This is a genomic window from Exiguobacterium sp. 9-2, from assembly GCF_036287235.1.
GTDB lineage: Bacteria > Bacillota > Bacilli > Exiguobacteriales > Exiguobacteriaceae > Exiguobacterium_A.
The window spans coordinates 625,521-642,723 of the sequence record NZ_CP142850.1 but is presented as its reverse complement, the minus strand read 5'-3'; the positions used below and the strand labels follow the sequence as shown (position 1 = coordinate 642,723).

The window sequence follows — 17,203 nt, the reverse complement described above, 5'->3', positions numbered from 1 at the left end:
TCAAAAAGGAAGTGACTATTTTGTATCCTTGGATCTATACACGGGCAAAAGAGCAACCGGATGACATCGCGCTCATTACGGAAACGGAGCGTTGGACGTGGTCTGAACTATATGCACGCGCGCATCGTTTGGCGAGTACGTGGGCGACGATCGTGACACGCGGAGACCGGATTGCTCTTTACGGTCCATCCAGTGCACAGTATATCGTCGCTCTTCACGCTGCTCAATTGCTTGAATTAACCGTCGTCCCGATCAACACTCGACTAACGCAAACGGAAGTGCTGCGCCAATTCAAACAGGCAGATGTGCGGCTCGTCGTAACAGACCGGATACTCGATACAGCGATTCCGTGTCGAGCTTTTTCTTATGAAAAAGAAGTGCCCGATCTGTTAATACGCCATATGCCTAAACAATACGTCCAATCAATGCTCTTTACGAGTGGTACGACCGGACATCCGAAAGCTGTGGAACAAACGATGTTGAATCATTTCTCGAGTGCGACGAATGCCGCTCGTCATATCGGATCACTGCCAGAGGATCGTTTTTTGATTGTCACACCACTGTTTCATATGAGTGGGTTAGCCGTCGTCTATCGAGCGGTCATCTATGGAGTACCGATCATTCTCGAGCCACATTTTTCACCAGAACGCGCCTTACACTGGATTACGACGGAAAAAATTACACATGTCTCACTCGTCTCAGTCATGCTTGATCGGTTGCTCGACGCCGGACTACGTCGTCACGCGCTTCGCGTCGTACTGACAGGGGGTGGTCCTGTTCCATTACCGATTCTGACGCGTGCACTCGACCGCAATATTCCTGTCATGCAGACATATGGGATGACGGAAACAGCTTCTCAAATCGCGACTCTTCTGCCTGAGGATGCCTTACGAAAAATCGGATCAGCTGGACAAGCCATTTATCCGACGCAAATCCGCATCACGCGCCACCAAGAAATCGAAGTCAAAGGACCGACAATCATGAAAGGCTATTTTCATGATGAAGAGAAAACGGCAGACGCCTTTACAGCAGACGGTTTTTTCAAGACTGGTGACTTAGGACGTTTGGACGCCGATGGATACCTATATGTCCTCGATCGTCGAAGTGATCTCATCATCTCAGGTGGGGAAAATATTTACCCGGCTGAGGTCGAATCAGCACTTCTCTCGATCGATGGGATTCAAGAAGCAGGTGTCGTCGGACGATTTGATGCTAAATGGGGACAAGTTCCGGTTGCCTTCATCGTTAGTTCACTCGATGAAGCCATCATCCGAACGGAAATCAGTCAATTGCTCGCCAAATATAAATGTCCGGTTGATTACATCTATCATAGCGTTTTGCCACGCAATGCGAACGGTAAACTATTGCGGAAACAACTGAAGGAGTCATTATGAGCATCACCCTCCGGTCTGCCGAATTGTTCGATGTACCGCTCGTCTTTCGTCGTCCGATGCAAACAGCACTCTCGACGTTAACGATACGCAGGACGACGATTTTGCGCCTGACCGATTCGGAAGGACGAATGGGTTACGGGGAAGGAGTCGCGTTTGATACACCGTGGTATACGTCCGAAACACAACATTCTCTGCAAGGAATCGCTTCACTGCTGTACCAGTTACTTGACCAACCGCTCCATCATCCAGCAGATGTCACGCACCGCTTCCGCATCGTGCAAGGCAATCCGATGGCAAAAGCGATGTTTGAAGGAGCAATTTATGAATTATTCGCAGCAGCTGCCGGACAATCGCTCGCTACGTATCTCGGAGGTGATGAATCATCCCTCGTACCTTGCGGGAAAGCACTCGGACGGGCTTCTGCAGCGCAGACCGTCGAAGCCGTCGGACAAGCGATCGCCTCCGGATATGGACGGATCAAACTGAAGCTCGCTCCGACGGATACCGTCGTTCTTGAGCAAGTACGTGCCGCTTTCCCTGATGCGCCCTTGATGTTTGACGCTAACGGCAGCTTCACAGAAGCAGACTTTCCTTTATTACAGCATTGGGATTCATTCGGTCTCGTTATGATGGAACAACCGCTCGTAGCGTCGGATTGGTCCGGACATCAACGTCTCGCTAAACTCTTGCAGACACCGATTTGTCTAGATGAATCCATCGTCGCTCCAGCGGATGCCGATTTGATGAAGACGCTTCACGCTGGTCAGATTCTGAACATCAAACCGGCACGTGTCGGTGGGCTGACGAACGCTTTGTCCCTTCGAACAAAAGCGCCCTACTGGCTCGGAGGGATGTTCGAGAGCGGCATCGGACGTCGTCAGACCCTTGCTTTCGCGACACTTCCAGGGCTCGCTTATCCGATCGATATGGCAAGTACTGCGGATTATTTTAAAGAAGATTTGCTCGAGACCCCGTATCATGTCGAACACGGACACATTCGCTATTTTGCTCCAGCCGTATCCGAGTCCCAATTAAACAAATTGGCAACCTCCCGGATCTCTTTGTAACAAGAACACCACGACGAAAAAGAGGCAATGGATTGACTTCCATTGCCTCTTTTTGTGTTTTATTATGCGAACTTTTTTAGAACGATTCTTTGCCTTCGACTTTCGTCAAAATCTCATACCCGTCCTTTAAGACGACGACAGTGTGCTCAAACTGTGAGACAAGGCTCCGATTTGGTGTGTATAACGTCCAGCCATCCCGCTCATCTTCGATACAGAACTCGTCTCCTGTTGAAATGAACGTCTCGACAGCAATGACTTGCCCTTCCTTCAGCAGATCGTTTTCTTCACGATTGAAGTAGTTCGAGATGGATTCCGGCTCACCATGAAGTGTCTTCCCGAGACCATGCCCCGCTAAGTTACGGATGACGGTGAAACCACTCTTACGCGTTTCAGCATAGATCGCTTTTCCGATCTGATTGACCTTCGTTCCGGCTTTGACCTTCTCGAGTCCTTTTTCAAGCGCCGTCAATGATACTTCAACGAGTCGGACATCTTCCGGACGTTTTGCTTCTCCTGCGATGACTGTTTTCCCCGTATCCGAATAGTAGCCATTCTTCACAGCTGAGACATCGACATTAACAATATCGCCTTCTTGAATGACATATTTACCCGGAATACCGTGTGCTGCGATATCGTTGACACTGATACATGTCGCTCCCGGAAAATCATACATGACGATCGGGGCAGATTCTGCTCCCTGCTCCTTCAGAATACGTGCTCCGATGTCATCAAGTTCCTTTGTCGTGATTCCTGGTTTGACGGCATCCGCCATCTCGTCGCGCGCCATCGCGACGATGCGTCCAATTTCTCGTAATGCTTCATAATCATAATCTAACACTTTCATTTCCTCCTCATTCACTCAATCGTTCTTGATATAGATAATCTGCGGAGATATCCGCAAATAAGAACATGCCATTGCTGAGCGGCATACTAAACGTCCGCGTTTGTTCACTCGAGCTGAAGTCGACGTACCGTTCCGACAGATATCCGCTATGCCGTCTCTCCATTGCTACCGTCGTCCGGATAAAGTAAGGACGAAAACTCCAGTTGTATCCCTTGTAGAAGGAATACAGTTTCCACTCGCCACTCTTTTTACTGACATTCGAAGACTGTTGGAAGCCATTCGCGTCCGTGATGTAAAACCGGATGAATTCCGGCTCCATCTTCCGGGCGAGCATTAGCAGCCATTGATCGAGATCTTGCTCCGACTTCAAGGACTGACAATACTCATTAAATCGGACTGTCCAGTCTTGCTCCAGTTGGAACAGGCGATTCATCTGTTCCCGATCATATTTATAGAACATCGGGACTTCATGGATCAAGACCTCCATTCCAGGACAAGTCATGACCCATTCCGGCGCAGCCTCTCCTAAAAGATTCCCCATGTAATAGCGTCCACCATGCTGCCACGCATATCGAAGTTGACCAAGATGACTGATGTTTTTATACAAAAGTGGCGCTCCAAGCTGATCACAAAGGTGCTCCATCGTCTGTAAGAGATGCGGATACGATGCTGAGACGGTCTTTTTCTCAATCATTGAAGATAGATCGACGATCAACATATCCGGCGACATCGAAAAGACGCGTTCGAGACTCGTTGCTTCCGCGCGATCCAGCGCTACCTTCAGTCCAGAATTCTGATAGTACGCGACGATCCGGCCCAGACGATCAAAATCATCGACTTGAACATCCGTCAAAGTAACATACATCCGTTCTTTTGGAAACGACGAGTCGACCGTACGTAAAACATGCAAGAAATCTTCCCCACCGTTCTCAAACAACCAAGCCGGACGACAACGGATCAGGATGAACGCTTGTGTATCGGAGGGTACTTTTTGGAATGCTTGACGGACGACATGTCCCATGACTTCGAGCTGATACTCGATCGGAACATCATCTTCCTGAAAAAATGGTTTTAACGGTTCTCCACGAAAATGGGACTGGATTTCATACCCTTCCACCTTAAAAGGGGCAGCGCCTACGATCGGTTGAAACCACGCCTCTATCTCTTCGGGATGAACGATGACATCTAATGCGTCCATTCTATTCCCCCCTTGTACTCTTGTTCTATCTTAACAAAAAAGGAGCCTCTCTGTAACGAGAGAGCCCCCTGTTTTACGATAACGTCGTATCTTTCCGCATTGCGATATACAAATACACACCGAATGTCGCCGTCAAGTAGATGATACTCAGGACACCGTATTGAATCCCAACAGCTCCGCCCTTACCAATGGCCAGCACAAGAAAGATGATGCCACCAAATAATAAGGTCGCTAACGGAATATAACGAAAATGTCCTTTTGTCGTCCGCTCACAAATCTTTTTCGTCGCGACGATCAGTGCAACGAGACAGACGGATGCTGCTACATAAATGGTATACACGAATGATTCAGCCCTCTCCCTATCGTTCATGGCTCATTTTATCATGACCGCTTAGATAAATCATAAAAAAGAACCGACTTGTCTGTGACAAATCGGTTCGAATCGTTTACTTTTCAAAACGTGGTTTGCGTCCACCACGGTTACGATCGCTTTCGCTACGGTTGCTACGTCCAGCATAACCGCCTTCACGACGATCTGATGAAGAAGATGAACGACCACCTTCACGACGATCGCCACCACGCGGGTTGTTTCCACGGTATCCGCCACTGCGGTTGCCGCTTCCACTTCCACCTTTGTTTCCGTAAGGACGACGGTTTCCACCACCGTTGCTACCGAAACGTTTCACGCGGATTGGTTCGATTGAAGAGATTTGGACTGGTGTTGCATCCGGCTCTTTCGTCAATCCTTTAAGTGCTGCTGAAAGAAGTTCCACTGCTTCGTACTCTTCTAAGAGTTCTTGTGCAAGTGTCGTATATTCTTTTGAGTCTTTTGCTTCAACACGTTTAATGAGTTCTTGTGCAGCAAGCTTCAAGTTGCCTTCTAAGATTTCATCAAGTGTTGGTGCATGACGACGTGACATTTTTTTGTTCGTGACACGTTCGATTGTTTTAATTTGACCGAATTCACGTGGTGTAACAAATGTGACAGCCGATCCTGTTTTACCAGCACGACCTGTACGACCGATCCGGTGAACGTAGCTTTCTGGATCTTGTGGGACGTCGAAGTTGTAGACGTGTGTGACACCAGAGATGTCAAGACCACGTGCTGCAACGTCTGTCGCTACGAGGATATCGATCGTTCCTTTTTTGAAACGACGGATGACTTGGTCACGTTTTGCTTGTGTTAAGTCACCATGTAAACCGTCAGCTGTGTATCCGCGTTGGATCAAGCCTTCTGTCATCTCGTCAACACGTTTTTTCGTACGACCGAAGATGATTGAAAGTTCTGGAGAATCTGTGTCGATCAAACGGCAAAGAACGTCGAATTTTTGGCTTTCTTTCAATTCGATGAATGACTGGTCGATGTTTTCAACTGTCATTTCTTTTGCTTTGACTTTGATGTGCGTCGGAGTCGTCATGAAACGATCTGCGATTTTACGAATTTGTGGTGGCATCGTTGCTGAGAACAAGAGTGTTTGACGTGTTTCAGGAAGTGCACCGAGGATTTTCTCGATATCTTCGACGAATCCCATGTTCAACATCTCATCTGCCTCGTCAAGGATGACCGTTTGAACGTGATCGAGGTTCAACGTCTTACGGTTCATGTGGTCCATCAAACGTCCTGGTGTCGCAACGACGATTTGTGGATTTTTGCGAAGTGCACGGATTTGACGATCGATTTGCTGACCGCCGTAAACAGGAAGTGCATGAACGCGTTTTACTTCACCGATCCGGTTCAATTCTTCAGCTACTTGGATTGCAAGCTCACGTGTCGGAGCAAGGATCAACGCTTGGATGTTGCGTGATTTTGCGTCAAGACGCTCGATTGTTGGGATACCGAATGCTGCAGTTTTACCAGTACCTGTTTGTGCTTGACCAATTAAGTCAACGCCGCTGAGTCCGACTGGAATTGTTTCTGCTTGGATTGGTGTTGCTTCTTCAAAGCCCATTTTTAGGACACCTTTGATAAGTGCCTCACTAAGATTTAATTCACGAAATGTTGTCAATGCTAAATACTCTCCTTTGTCATATGAAAAGCGTCTGCCACTAAACAGACGCTACCGTAACGAATACAATCGACTACCTATTATAACAGAATCTATCCCATAAAGATAGAGTGGTTTCTCTCATAATAATGTTTAGGGAAGTCACCATCATAATCGTTGCCATAAGGGCGAGGGAAAGGCGAAGTGCCCGGACCGTGCGATGAACGTCATCGCGTGCCCCCACTAGTGATGGGGTATATTCAGTAAATGGTCGCCGGTAATCAAACCAGCCGCAACCACCAAAATGATGAATTCCTTACTATCTATTCGAAACGCAGGCTTACTCGGTTTGATTATTGCGTCAACCGAATACCCGTTTCATTTTTTTCTATTTTTTTATCTTTCAACAGGCGACCGAGCGCTCGTTTGAATGCTGCCTTACTGAGACCGAATACTTCATCGATCTTCTCGGGAGCTGTCTTATCACCATACGGCATCTGACCATCATGTTCAAGTAGATGGTTCAGAATCAACTCCGCGTCTGTATCAATGGCTTCAAAGGCACGTGGTCGTGCTGAAAGTAATACTGTACCATCTGGTTTTACATTTGTCACTCGTAATTTCAAGACTTCTCCAAGACGCGGCCAACGTTCCATCTCGCGTTCATGCAAGAATCCGATTGACTGATCGTTGACCCAGACATTGACGCCTGGTTCGCGTTGTGAGAAGACGAGACCTTCGACGTCCATGTTGTTCCATTCTTCTGGAGCTGGCTTCGCTCGTAAGTTGAAGTAAGCATATGGTGCAGGGTCTCCGAGTAAACGAAGCTTTTGATCATGTTTTAGACGAATGAAAAGTTGATCGCCTTCTTCCGGCCAGAACATCCGACGTTGCGGCAAATCGTCAAGTGAGACAAGAACATCTTTTTGAATCCCGATATTCGCGAACACTCCTGTGTTATAGCGCGTCCCATTGATCGTCGTCTTGACGTAGTCTTCAAATGAAGCTTCTGGAATCGTCATCGATGATGCCAAACGTCCTTCATTATCTTGATACAAGAAGACTTCTACTTCATCATCAAGAGCTACTTTTTGTGTCTGTTCATTGTTATGCAACAACACATCTTCATTTCCATCTGTCAAAAACACTCCGAACTCTGCTTCACGTTCTACTTTTAATGTGACAACCTGTCCTGCGCGTAATCCCATTTCGGGTCATCTCCTCTCTCTATTTGAATTGGTTCAAGTTCATTCGAACCATCCTTCTGTTCTTTCCCTACCATACTATACTCTTTTTCTGTTCACCTCTGAAATCGACCACACGATGACAGTTGTGACATATTTGTGAACGAAACACATTTGCGTGATTTTTTTGAAAAAAAGATATATGATTAAATAACAGGAAAAAGAAGGTTTAGTTTAGGTAAATATGGGGGATAAAAATGTTTCATAATATTCAATCGCGTTCGTTCGCTCGACGCTTCACGAAAACATTGGTTTTTGCATTTTTTGCTTTCCTTGCTACGATTGGAATCGTTTTTGCAGAAGGATCAAACAGTACAGATATGACTCCGAAGACACCAGCGCTTCAGCAAATCGATCGCCCTTAAAATCTACACCTTCCGTGTGGATTTTTTTATTTTTTCCGGACATTTACAGGACGATAAAGGAAAATCAAGTTCAACCTCGAATTAGATGAACATACCTATATTTTAATTTCGAGGAGGAAACGGACGTGCTCTTCTACTTATTCACGACGATTGCGGGTCTCATCACTACATACTTAAGTTTTGTTACCGGTTATTATACAAGTTCGATTGGTGTTTTCGTCTTTACGTTAGCGATTTGCCTATCGTTATCATCGATTCGACAGTTACTCCGTACGTCCTATCTGACTTACATTGAATACATTCAATACCGTCGCGTCAAAAAACAGTACGAACGCATGAAAAAACGAGAACAGTCTTATCAAATTGCCTATCCTAATCGAGATTCGAGTACACCACTTGCATTCTCTGGGACAGACCAGCATGATAAATAAAGAACACGATTTCATCACCTAGGAGGAACAGATTCATTATGAACGAAATCCCTTTATCAAACGGTTGGACACTCCGCTACTCACCTGTCATCGATTTATGGTTGAAGGAAGATGGCGTACTGCTCGTAGATCACGAAGATAAGGTCCGCTTGACTCTCATCTTGGATGAAGAGACGATGGAAATCAAACAGATCGACAACACGAACGCTACGTTCTCCGTTGATCCGACGACACGTCGCCTCACTTTCGAACTTGGAGAAAGCGAAGAGGAATCTGAGCCTCGTTACTGGGAATAATCATGGAGACCGGGTGCGACACCTGGTCTTTTTTTGTACAATAACATCAGCAATGAAAAAAAGGAGCTGTCACTTTACCATGATCCGTACTGTCATTTGGTTCATTTATTTTGGACTTGTCTTACCCTGTACCTTACCGTTTTTACCAACCGCAAAACGTCGAACGCATCTCGCGCGCTATGCATTCGTTCAGCGTGTAGCGAGCGCCTGGGCGAACTCTCTCCTCCGACTCGCTGGCGTTCGTGTCCATGTGATGGGGCATGAACATATCCCGGCAAATGAACCTGTCGTGTTCATCTCGAATCACCAAGGAAACTTCGATGTTCCGATTCTACTTGGAAAAATCGATAAACCAAAAGCATTCATCTCAAAAATCGAAGTGAATAAAATTCCAATCGTTAATGTCTGGATGAATCTGATGGGGTGTGTCATGATTGACCGAAAAGACCGACGCCAGTCCCTAAAAGCGATCCGCTCTGGTGTCGACACGATCAAGGACGGACAATCAATGATCATCTTCCCAGAAGGAACACGTTCAAAAGGCGGACCGATGGCGGAATTCAAAGCAGGAAGTTTTACCCTTGCGACATCAAGTGGCGCACGCGTCGTACCCGTCGCGATTTCAGGTAGTTATCGTGTCATGGAGGAAACGGGTAAGATCCGTCCGGCTACAGTCGAAGTCACGATCTTGCCGTCGATTGATCCGAGCACGATGACACAGAAAGAACTCGTCCAGACGGTCGAACATCAAATCAAACAGATTGTAGAAGGTGTCTAATATGTTAATGAAAGTAGAAAATCTCAAAAAAGAATTTGCCGATAAAATTGTCTTCGAAGATGTCACGTTTTCTGTCTCTCCTGGTGACCGGATCGGTATCATTGGCGTCAACGGTACCGGTAAATCGACCCTCCTGCACATTCTAGCAGGCAAAGAAACAGCAGATGCTGGTACGATCCATCATCCAAATGATTATCGGATCCGTTTGCTATCGCAAACGACCGATTATCCGGAAGATCGGACTGTCATGGAAGTACTCCTTTCGGGTGACACACCAACGATCAACGCGTTGCGCCACTACGAAACGGCACGACTAGCGCTCGAACAGGATCCGACAAGTGAGACGTTACTCAACCGCTTCATCACAGCGCAAACCGAGGTTGATGCCGCGCAAGCGTGGGACACGGAATCGCGTTTAAAAATGATCTTAAACAAACTCGGCATCCTCGACTTGAACGCGTTGATCGGCTCTCTTTCCGGAGGACAACGTAAGCGCGTCGGACTCGCTGAAGCCTTACTCGATGAAGCCGATCTCCTCCTGCTTGATGAGCCGACGAACGAACTTGATGCCGAGACGATCAGCTGGCTTGAGACTCAAATCAAGGAATACCGTGGTGCGATTCTACTAATCACTCATGATCGCTATTTCTTGAATCGTGTCACGAATCATATGATGGAGATCGCAAATGGAACAGCTTATTTCTATGTCGGAAACTATGAATCGTTTCTTGAAAAACGTGCCGAACGTCGTGAACGGACGGCTTCTATGGAGGAAAAACGTCAAAACATCCTCCGTCGCGAACTCGCTTGGTTGCGTCGCGGAGCAAAAGCACGGACGACGAAACAAAAAGCCCGGATCCAGCGCGTGGATGCTTTACAAGACCTTTCGTATGAGGAAGAAGAAGCGACACTTGAAGTACAGGTCGGTTCGACCCGCCTCGGCAAGAAAGTCATTGAAGCATATGACGTCTCGCACCGATTTGGTGAACGGACACTTTTTGAATCGTTTGACGCTCTGATCGGACGCAAAGAGCGGTATGGCATCGTTGGTCGAAACGGTAGTGGAAAATCGACACTTCTTTCAATCCTCGCGAAACGCTTAGAGCCAACAACGGGTGAGATCATTCACGGCGAAACGGTGAAGATTGGTTTTTACGGTCAATTCGCCGAATTTACGCATCCCGAACGCCGCGTCATCGATGAGGTCGAACGGATCGCAAAAGTCATTACGACACTCGCCGGTGAGGAGATCACAGCAAGTCAGATGCTCGAACAATTTCTCTTTAAACCGGAAGCACAATATAAACAAATCGGCAAGCTTTCTGGTGGCGAAAAGCGACGTCTGAAATTGTTAACGATTTTGATGGAAGAACCGAACGTCCTCTTCCTTGATGAGCCGACGAACGACTTGGATACCGAGACCTTATCCGTACTAGAAGATTATTTAGAATCATTCCCAGGTACTGTCATCACAGTCAGTCATGATCGCTACTTCCTCGACCGGGTCGTCGATCGCCTGATTGCATTTGAAGATGGAAACATCATTTTTTATTACGGACAATATACAGACTATCTTGAGCAAATGGCAGCACCCGTTCCCTCAATCGTCGTTGAAAAAACGGCAGAGGTTGCTACAGCACCAAAAACAGAGACGCCAAAGAAACTAAGTTATCAGGAACAACAAGATTGGGCTATCATTGAGCAACAAATTGAAGAGAGTGAAGTTGAACTAGAGCAATTAGAGGCTGATCTCGCTTCAGCAGGAAGTGATCTCGGAAAGGTCAATGAATTGTATCAAGCCATCGAAAAGACCAAAGCGATGCTTGACGAGCGAATGGAATATTGGACATATCTTTCTGAAAAAATCGAGGCATTTGAAAACCATCGCCAATCTCATCAATAAATCCGATAAGCGGAGTTCTTCACTTAGAAGAGTTCCGCTTTTTTTATGAAATAGAAAACATCTCTTACTTTTATTTTTAATTATGAAAATAAATGTGAATTCATATTAGATATCGGGTAATGTTATAGCATATTTCGTTTTGGAGGAAGGCTTGCGAAAGGAGGAGTTCTAGTGAAACGGATGGTTCAAAACATCTACCCTATCGTCGCATTCTACTTAGTCATTACTTACATACTGCTCTGGCTATTGCCACAAGACCTTTCGTTACAACTCTCGGCACTTATTAGTTTAAGCGGTTCTTTCATGATTTTCTTATTTAGTCGATCGACGGCTTTCAAACAACCTTCCCTTCCGTACAAGTGGTTATCCATCGCTTTCTTCTCTTATTTTTTAGGCGATTTCCTGAATATGATTGGACGTTTCTTTCAATGGAACGATGTCAATTTGAACGTCTTGCTGGATTTACCTTATACGATTCATTTGACAATGATGGTCCTTTTCTTTTTCCGACAATTAGATTTGACATTATTCAAAAAACAAAAGTTATTGATTCTTGATTCCTTGACTTTATTCGCTGTTTCAATGATTGCTGGATATATCGCTATTTTCCGCTTTGTTCCCTCTTATACGCGAACGACACTCGAGCAACTCAGTTGGACATTTTATGCCTTCTTGACAATTTTGTTGACGCTTTTCTTTTTTTTACTCTATGCGTCTGGGTTAAGACGGAACGTATCACGATCAGGATTTATCTTTCTTGTCCTCGGAACATTCATTCTCGGCATGACGAACTTTGTGTTTTATACCTTGTTATTAAACGGTGAACCGCAAATATCGGGTCTATTGCTTCCGCTATATCCACTTAGCGGTCTGTTCCTCATCGCCTTTTTGAACACACGTACACTTCCCATGAGTCGTGAGGAGCAAGCAAATCTCATTCGAGTCGAGACACTTACGCGTTCACTGTTGGTTTACATCTTATTATCTGCGCTGATTCTTTATATTACGTTTTATCCTGTCTCTCGAACCTTCTTCTTGTTGTCTATTGGTATTACGTTTTTATTATTTTTAACACGGCAGCTTTTTTCATACCGGGAAAATCTTCGGTTGTTACAGGAAACAACGGCATTACAAACGAATCTAGAAGACATCGTTCATCAAAAAACAGAGTTGCTACAGTTGCGTGAAAAAGAACTGACGTCACTTTTTTTGTCTTATCCAGAAATCGTTTTTGAAATCGATGACATGTATCAAATTCGATCCGTCAATCCAGCCGCTGCAGAAGCAGGATGGAATGATTTACCGCTCGGACCGAGTCAACGCCGTCAACTTGATCGGCTCATCCCGTTGCTTCAACAAAAGCAGTCGACCTATCCTGCTCACCTCCTACATGTACCTGCTACGGAGGAACATCCAGAAACCTTTTTGAATACGACAATCATCGATATTCCACATCAGCAACGCTATTTCGTCGTCTTAGCGGATGTCACAGAAGACTATCAACAGGAAGTATGGCTAGAACGTATGGGATACCATGACTCACTCACTCGTTTACCAAACCGGCGTTACTTCGAGGAGCAACTCTATCTAACTCTGCCAACGCTAGATTATGGCTCCTTATTATTCATAGATTTGGACGGATTCAAACAAATCAATGACACCTATGGACATGATGTCGGTGATTTACTGCTACAAGAAACAGCAACGCGTCTTCAATCAATGACGACGCCAACTGATCTCGTCGCACGCCTTGGTGGAGATGAATTCTTGATCTTCATTCAGGCATCTGCCTCGGAAACTCGACAGTTTGCCGAACACGTTCTCGAAATCCTAAATTATCCATTCTATATCAACACGTATACGCTTCGTATCACACCATCTATCGGAATTTCCTTATACCCTGAAGACGGTAAGAGTTCAGAACAGTTATTGATTCGGGCAGACGAAGCCATGTACCAGATCAAGAAGAACGAGAAAAATAACTATATGTTCGCTGTCCACATCAAACGTTAGGAGGGATCCCGTGCTTAAATCAAACTACTTCATCCGTTGGTTCCCTGCCATGCTCGTCATCTCTTTTATTCTAATGATCCTTACTACATGGACTCCTTCCATCTCTAATGGGATTGTCGAACAGGTACTTCAGTATGTATCACTTGGGTTGATCGCTTACTTCATTCTTACGGCTTATCGTAAGGAACAAATATTAGTCGTACCCAGACGAAATTTCTGGCTGATTGCTTTAGGATCACTGGTTTTATCCTATATCGGTTCCATTTTTGAGACGTTACGTTTTGTCTATTTAGACTTTCCAATTCCATCTATTTATAGCCTGATTTTATTTTCAATATCCCATTACGTATTCTTATACGCGATTTTTTACCGAATCATCACAAAACGAACACTCGGACAACATGTACTTGCTTTCGTTGATGCCGCGATTATCGTCATTTTCATTGGACTTGTCGCATTCCATGTCCTCAATGAACTGACGAACCCTGGGCTTCAGACTGTTCCTTATGCCATCATCGTCATTACGAACACATCACTCGGTTTGTTCGTTTTTTTCTATTTTACGTTCATCCAAGAAACACATTGGGTATCACGGATGGCCTTATTTCTATTATTCTTATCCATTTTCATTCGTGGTATCTATGAAGTCTCTAGTGTCTACTTCCCTGATTTTTCAGCGAATTATCTGGTGTTCTTCCCGATATTGATTCGTTTGGCGCAAAGCGCAGCTATTCTATGGCATGTTGATCATATTGAAGAAGGAACTGCTCGAACGACGGTCATTCCCCGTTCGTGGCTTCCTTTACTGGCCATCCCTTTGTTCATCCACTACATGGTGGAACAAGAAGGTGGAAAACTCGACATCTTTATCATATTATTCCTACTAATCGTTCGACAAATCTTGATTGCCCGTCAACATGGGTTGATTGTCGCACAATTACACGAACGAAATGAACAACTCGCTTCACGCATTGAACATCGAAAACAACAAATCCAAGATAGTGAACAACAGGTCATTCCACTCTTCCTCGGTCATCCTGATCCGATGATTCGACTCGATCAGTCCGGCACTGCGCTGTACGCGAATTTAGCTGCCCAACGTCTGTTTCATTTGTCAGATATGACGATTGAACATGTTCCTCGTACGATGCGTCATTTGTTAGAAATGCTCGAAACGAACGTTGATGAGTATGAGGATGAACAAAGTCGACGCTATGAAATCATTGATATTCCGATTCAAATTGCCGCTACCTCGATGGGACGATTCACGATTTTACATGATGTCACGGAAAGCAAAATTCGTCAAAAGAGAATCGAATACCATGCCTATCATGATGCTTTGACTAATATCGGAAACCGTCGTTCCTTAGAACGAGATTTCTCAAATCGACTCTCCGATAAGAATTATCTTGCCTTAGTCGATTTAGATGGATTTAAGCAAGTCAATGATACGTATGGTCACGAGGCAGGAGATTATGTGTTAATTGAAGTTGCGAAGCGATTGAGCGAACATACAAGTTCTTCGGAATCCGTGTATCGCCTCGGTGGAGATGAATTCGCGATCCTTTTACAAGCCGATGATGAACTCTCCTTACGCCGAAAATGTAAATCCTTTTTACAATTTTTAAGACGTCCCTATGTCTACAAAGGACAATCTTTATTCGTTTCCGCAAGCATCGGAGTGACAGCGTGTCATGAGGCCGATCTTGAAACATGTTTAAAGCAAGCCGATCTTGCCATGTATCGCGTGAAACATCGGGATAAGAATGATGTCGCTTTATATCGAGCGGACCCATGAAAAAAACCTAGGACATATGACTTTTTGTAGTCAACGTGTCCTAGGTTTTTTGAGTTATTCTTCTGGTCTTGGTGCAATGTTACCTTCTTCGATATCGAGGAGCAAGTCGATTAATTCCGCACAAAACTCTGGATATTGACGAAGTAACGCGTCTTCTCCCACTTCATCCACGAAGTCCGTCAACAAAGCGAGGACTTCTGGTACTAATGCGCGCGCTACCTTCATGTAGGCAATCGCAAAGCGCCACTTCCCAGAAATATAGAGCAGTTTCCCAATCAACAGATCCCCCGGTTCGACTTCGATCTCAGCCAAATCCGTTTGATACGTCTGTTTCGACATTAAATCAACAACACCATCTGCATCGACTTGAAACAGCGAAGGCATCGGGTCAGCTAATCCACGCAAGGCGCGATAGAGACTAGGTGATAGCTCGTCTTTTATCTGCTCGAGAAAACGACCGTGCGGTGTTTTTCCTTGATCATCCGTTTCATAGAAGATCGCCCAGTCAACGAATAAGTCCCGGAACAATTCAGCATCTTTTAAATACCAACGTCCTTCTGTCGCAATCTCTTCAATGAAAGCGACCCAGTCCGTACTGCGTGCTGTTGCTGCTTCCTGATACATTTTCTTCAAGGCTGCATTCATTTCCGCTTCAGAAACCGTCGTCGGAAATGGAATTACTTTTCGATCGTTCTTCATTTCGATCGCCCTTTCCGGTGAGGAGTAGCCGGTCGCTTAATCGTCTGAGGAGCTGTGAATTCACGTTTCGGAATGACTTCTCCGCGGTAAATTTCCATTGGCTCCATCTCGACGCCCATTTGCTTTGCAAGTGTTTTTAAGTGTTTTAAATCTTGATCCGTGACAAGTGCAAGTACCATCCCGTTTGCGTTTCCGCGTCCCGTCCGACCTGAACGGTGTACGAAATCGTCAAGCGACTCCGGTAAATCGTAATGGACGACGTGTGTGACCGCTTCGATATCAAGCCCACGCGCCGCAAGACCTGTCGTGACGAGTAAAGGAAACTCTCCCTTTTTATAAGAACGCAAGGTCTCCATCCGCTCTCGTTTTCCTTTTTCAGCATCTAAAATCCGGTATTTCAGTGAGAATTTACTCAACTCGCCATTCAATGGTCCAAGGAATGAGCGATTGTTGATGAATGTCAGCACTTTTGATCCTTGCATGTTCGCCAGACGACGTAACAATTCCGGTTTCTGACGACGTGAAGTCTCCAAATAACCGAATGTCACTTGTGTGCTGACGGCACGCTCAACACGAATCGTCTCAGGATCATTCGCAAGCGTCCGTCCCCATTCTGCTGTCCGTTCCGGCAATGTCGCTGAGACAAATGCCAGTTGTCGATCGCGTAGCGCACTATTTGCGATTCGCGTCGCCGAGTCACTCATGCCACTTTCATAAATTTGATCCGCTTCATCTAAAACGATCAATTTCACCTTATGCATCTTCAGCTTCTTCGAATCAATCAACTCGACGAGACGTCCCGGTGTTCCGACGATGATTTGCGGCTTTTTCTTCAATCGTTCATATTGTCGCTTTAATTCAACACCACCAATGAATGCACCGGATTTGATACCACTTCCTTGAGCAAATAATTGAATGACTTGATGAATTTGCATGACGAGTTCCCGTGTTGGTGCCGTGATGACGACTTGCACGTGTGGCTCTTCCACTTCAATCTTTTCTAAAGCTGGAATGACATAAGCAAGCGTCTTCCCTGTTCCTGTCGGCGCTTCAGCTAGGACATCTTTTCCTTCGCGCAACAACGGAATCGCTTGTTCTTGAACAGGCATCAACTCTGTAAAGCGCGCCCGTTCCCATGCTTCCTGTAAAAATGGTTTTGTAAAGTTCATAACGATTTCTCCTACTCTC

The 17,203-nt window shown here is 45.5% G+C and carries 16 protein-coding genes; 9 read left to right on the top strand and 7 right to left on the bottom strand.

The window, feature by feature from the left end:
• The first annotated feature begins 11 nt into the window (after positions 1 to 11).
• Together menE and menC are read left to right on the top strand one after the other, a co-directional pair.
• Positions 12 to 1,394: an o-succinylbenzoate--CoA ligase gene (gene menE / locus VJ374_RS03325; RefSeq protein ID WP_369814211.1), complete on the top strand. Its 1,383-nt coding sequence runs from the start codon at positions 12 to 14 to the stop codon at positions 1,392 to 1,394.
• Positions 1,391 to 2,461 (top strand): o-succinylbenzoate synthase, encoded by a 1,071-nt coding sequence (gene menC / locus VJ374_RS03320; RefSeq protein ID WP_329470165.1) that lies wholly within the window; start codon positions 1,391 to 1,393, stop codon positions 2,459 to 2,461. The genes menE and menC overlap by 4 nt, the downstream gene beginning before the upstream one ends.
• Before the next feature lie 76 nt (positions 2,462 to 2,537).
• On the opposite strand, the gene map is transcribed toward menC, so the two are convergent.
• The 5 genes from map to VJ374_RS03295 all read right to left on the bottom strand — a co-directional run bounded on the left by map (position 2,538) and on the right by VJ374_RS03295 (position 7,696).
• Complete coding sequence (gene map, locus VJ374_RS03315) at positions 2,538 to 3,299, bottom strand: type I methionyl aminopeptidase (RefSeq protein ID WP_023467279.1); 762 nt, start codon at positions 3,297 to 3,299, stop codon at positions 2,538 to 2,540.
• 13 nt (positions 3,300 to 3,312) lie between these two features.
• The gene (locus VJ374_RS03310) at positions 3,313 to 4,503 is read right to left on the bottom strand and encodes an EAL-associated domain-containing protein (RefSeq protein WP_056063615.1); all 1,191 of its coding nucleotides are present in this window, start codon (positions 4,501 to 4,503) and stop codon (positions 3,313 to 3,315) included.
• A 73-nt stretch (positions 4,504 to 4,576) separates the two neighbouring features.
• Positions 4,577 to 4,843 carry a hypothetical protein gene (locus VJ374_RS03305; RefSeq protein ID WP_035412663.1) on the bottom strand — a complete coding sequence of 89 codons (267 nt, stop codon included), beginning with the start codon at positions 4,841 to 4,843 and terminating at the stop codon, positions 4,577 to 4,579.
• 106 nt (positions 4,844 to 4,949) lie between these two features.
• Complete coding sequence (locus tag VJ374_RS03300) at positions 4,950 to 6,509, bottom strand: degradosome RNA helicase CshA (protein ID WP_035412660.1); 1,560 nt, start codon at positions 6,507 to 6,509, stop codon at positions 4,950 to 4,952.
• A gap of 332 nt (positions 6,510 to 6,841) precedes the next feature.
• The gene (locus VJ374_RS03295) at positions 6,842 to 7,696 is read right to left on the bottom strand and encodes a CvfB family protein (RefSeq protein WP_035412657.1); all 855 of its coding nucleotides are present in this window, start codon (positions 7,694 to 7,696) and stop codon (positions 6,842 to 6,844) included.
• Positions 7,697 to 7,929: 233 nt separating this feature from the next.
• On the opposite strand from VJ374_RS03295, the gene VJ374_RS03290 reads away from it, so the two are divergent.
• The 7 genes from VJ374_RS03290 (at position 7,930) to VJ374_RS03260 (ending at position 15,316) form a co-directional block, all read left to right on the top strand.
• Positions 7,930 to 8,097 (top strand): hypothetical protein, encoded by a 168-nt coding sequence (locus VJ374_RS03290; protein ID WP_023467274.1) that lies wholly within the window; start codon positions 7,930 to 7,932, stop codon positions 8,095 to 8,097.
• Between the two features lie 125 nt (positions 8,098 to 8,222).
• A complete protein-coding gene (locus VJ374_RS03285; RefSeq protein WP_035412654.1) occupies positions 8,223 to 8,528 on the top strand; it encodes a hypothetical protein in 306 nt (101 codons plus the stop codon).
• 38 nt (positions 8,529 to 8,566) lie between these two features.
• Complete coding sequence (locus VJ374_RS03280; RefSeq protein ID WP_023467272.1) at positions 8,567 to 8,824, top strand: hypothetical protein; 258 nt, start codon at positions 8,567 to 8,569, stop codon at positions 8,822 to 8,824.
• Between the two features lie 79 nt (positions 8,825 to 8,903).
• Positions 8,904 to 9,602, top strand: coding sequence for a lysophospholipid acyltransferase family protein (locus tag VJ374_RS03275; protein WP_329470159.1), 699 nt, complete (start codon positions 8,904 to 8,906; stop codon positions 9,600 to 9,602).
• A 1-nt stretch (position 9,603) separates the two neighbouring features.
• Positions 9,604 to 11,505: an ABC-F family ATP-binding cassette domain-containing protein gene (locus VJ374_RS03270; protein WP_329470157.1), complete on the top strand. Its 1,902-nt coding sequence runs from the start codon at positions 9,604 to 9,606 to the stop codon at positions 11,503 to 11,505.
• A gap of 180 nt (positions 11,506 to 11,685) precedes the next feature.
• Positions 11,686 to 13,518, top strand: coding sequence for a GGDEF domain-containing protein (locus VJ374_RS03265; RefSeq protein WP_329471014.1), 1,833 nt, complete (start codon positions 11,686 to 11,688; stop codon positions 13,516 to 13,518).
• Positions 13,519 to 13,528: 10 nt separating this feature from the next.
• Complete coding sequence (locus tag VJ374_RS03260) at positions 13,529 to 15,316, top strand: diguanylate cyclase domain-containing protein (protein ID WP_308102385.1); 1,788 nt, start codon at positions 13,529 to 13,531, stop codon at positions 15,314 to 15,316.
• Between the two features lie 54 nt (positions 15,317 to 15,370).
• On the opposite strand, the gene VJ374_RS03255 is transcribed toward VJ374_RS03260, so the two are convergent.
• Together VJ374_RS03255 and VJ374_RS03250 are read right to left on the bottom strand one after the other, a co-directional pair.
• Complete coding sequence (locus VJ374_RS03255; RefSeq protein ID WP_035412639.1) at positions 15,371 to 16,015, bottom strand: hypothetical protein; 645 nt, start codon at positions 16,013 to 16,015, stop codon at positions 15,371 to 15,373.
• Positions 16,012 to 17,184 (bottom strand): DEAD/DEAH box helicase, encoded by a 1,173-nt coding sequence (locus tag VJ374_RS03250; protein WP_035412637.1) that lies wholly within the window; start codon positions 17,182 to 17,184, stop codon positions 16,012 to 16,014. The genes VJ374_RS03255 and VJ374_RS03250 overlap by 4 nt, the downstream gene beginning before the upstream one ends.
• Between the last annotated feature and the right edge of the window lie 19 nt (positions 17,185 to 17,203).

What these genes read in the sequence shown, in the direction of transcription:
- menC (WP_329470165.1), top strand. Translation starts at nt 1,391, where the DNA reads ATGAGCATCACCCTCCGGTCTGCCGAATTGTTCGATGTACCGCTCGTC.
- VJ374_RS03310 (WP_056063615.1), bottom strand. Translation starts at nt 4,503, where the DNA reads ATGGACGCATTAGATGTCATCGTTCATCCCGAAGAGATAGAGGCGTGG.
- VJ374_RS03295 (WP_035412657.1), bottom strand. Translation starts at nt 7,696, where the DNA reads ATGGGATTACGCGCAGGACAGGTTGTCACATTAAAAGTAGAACGTGAA.
- VJ374_RS03290 (WP_023467274.1), top strand. Translation starts at nt 7,930, where the DNA reads ATGTTTCATAATATTCAATCGCGTTCGTTCGCTCGACGCTTCACGAAA.
- VJ374_RS03280 (WP_023467272.1), top strand. Translation starts at nt 8,567, where the DNA reads ATGAACGAAATCCCTTTATCAAACGGTTGGACACTCCGCTACTCACCT.
- VJ374_RS03275 (WP_329470159.1), top strand. Translation starts at nt 8,904, where the DNA reads ATGATCCGTACTGTCATTTGGTTCATTTATTTTGGACTTGTCTTACCC.
- VJ374_RS03270 (WP_329470157.1), top strand. Translation starts at nt 9,604, where the DNA reads ATGTTAATGAAAGTAGAAAATCTCAAAAAAGAATTTGCCGATAAAATT.
- VJ374_RS03265 (WP_329471014.1), top strand. Translation starts at nt 11,686, where the DNA reads ATGGTTCAAAACATCTACCCTATCGTCGCATTCTACTTAGTCATTACT.
- VJ374_RS03255 (WP_035412639.1), bottom strand. Translation starts at nt 16,015, where the DNA reads ATGAAGAACGATCGAAAAGTAATTCCATTTCCGACGACGGTTTCTGAA.
- VJ374_RS03250 (WP_035412637.1), bottom strand. Translation starts at nt 17,184, where the DNA reads ATGAACTTTACAAAACCATTTTTACAGGAAGCATGGGAACGGGCGCGC.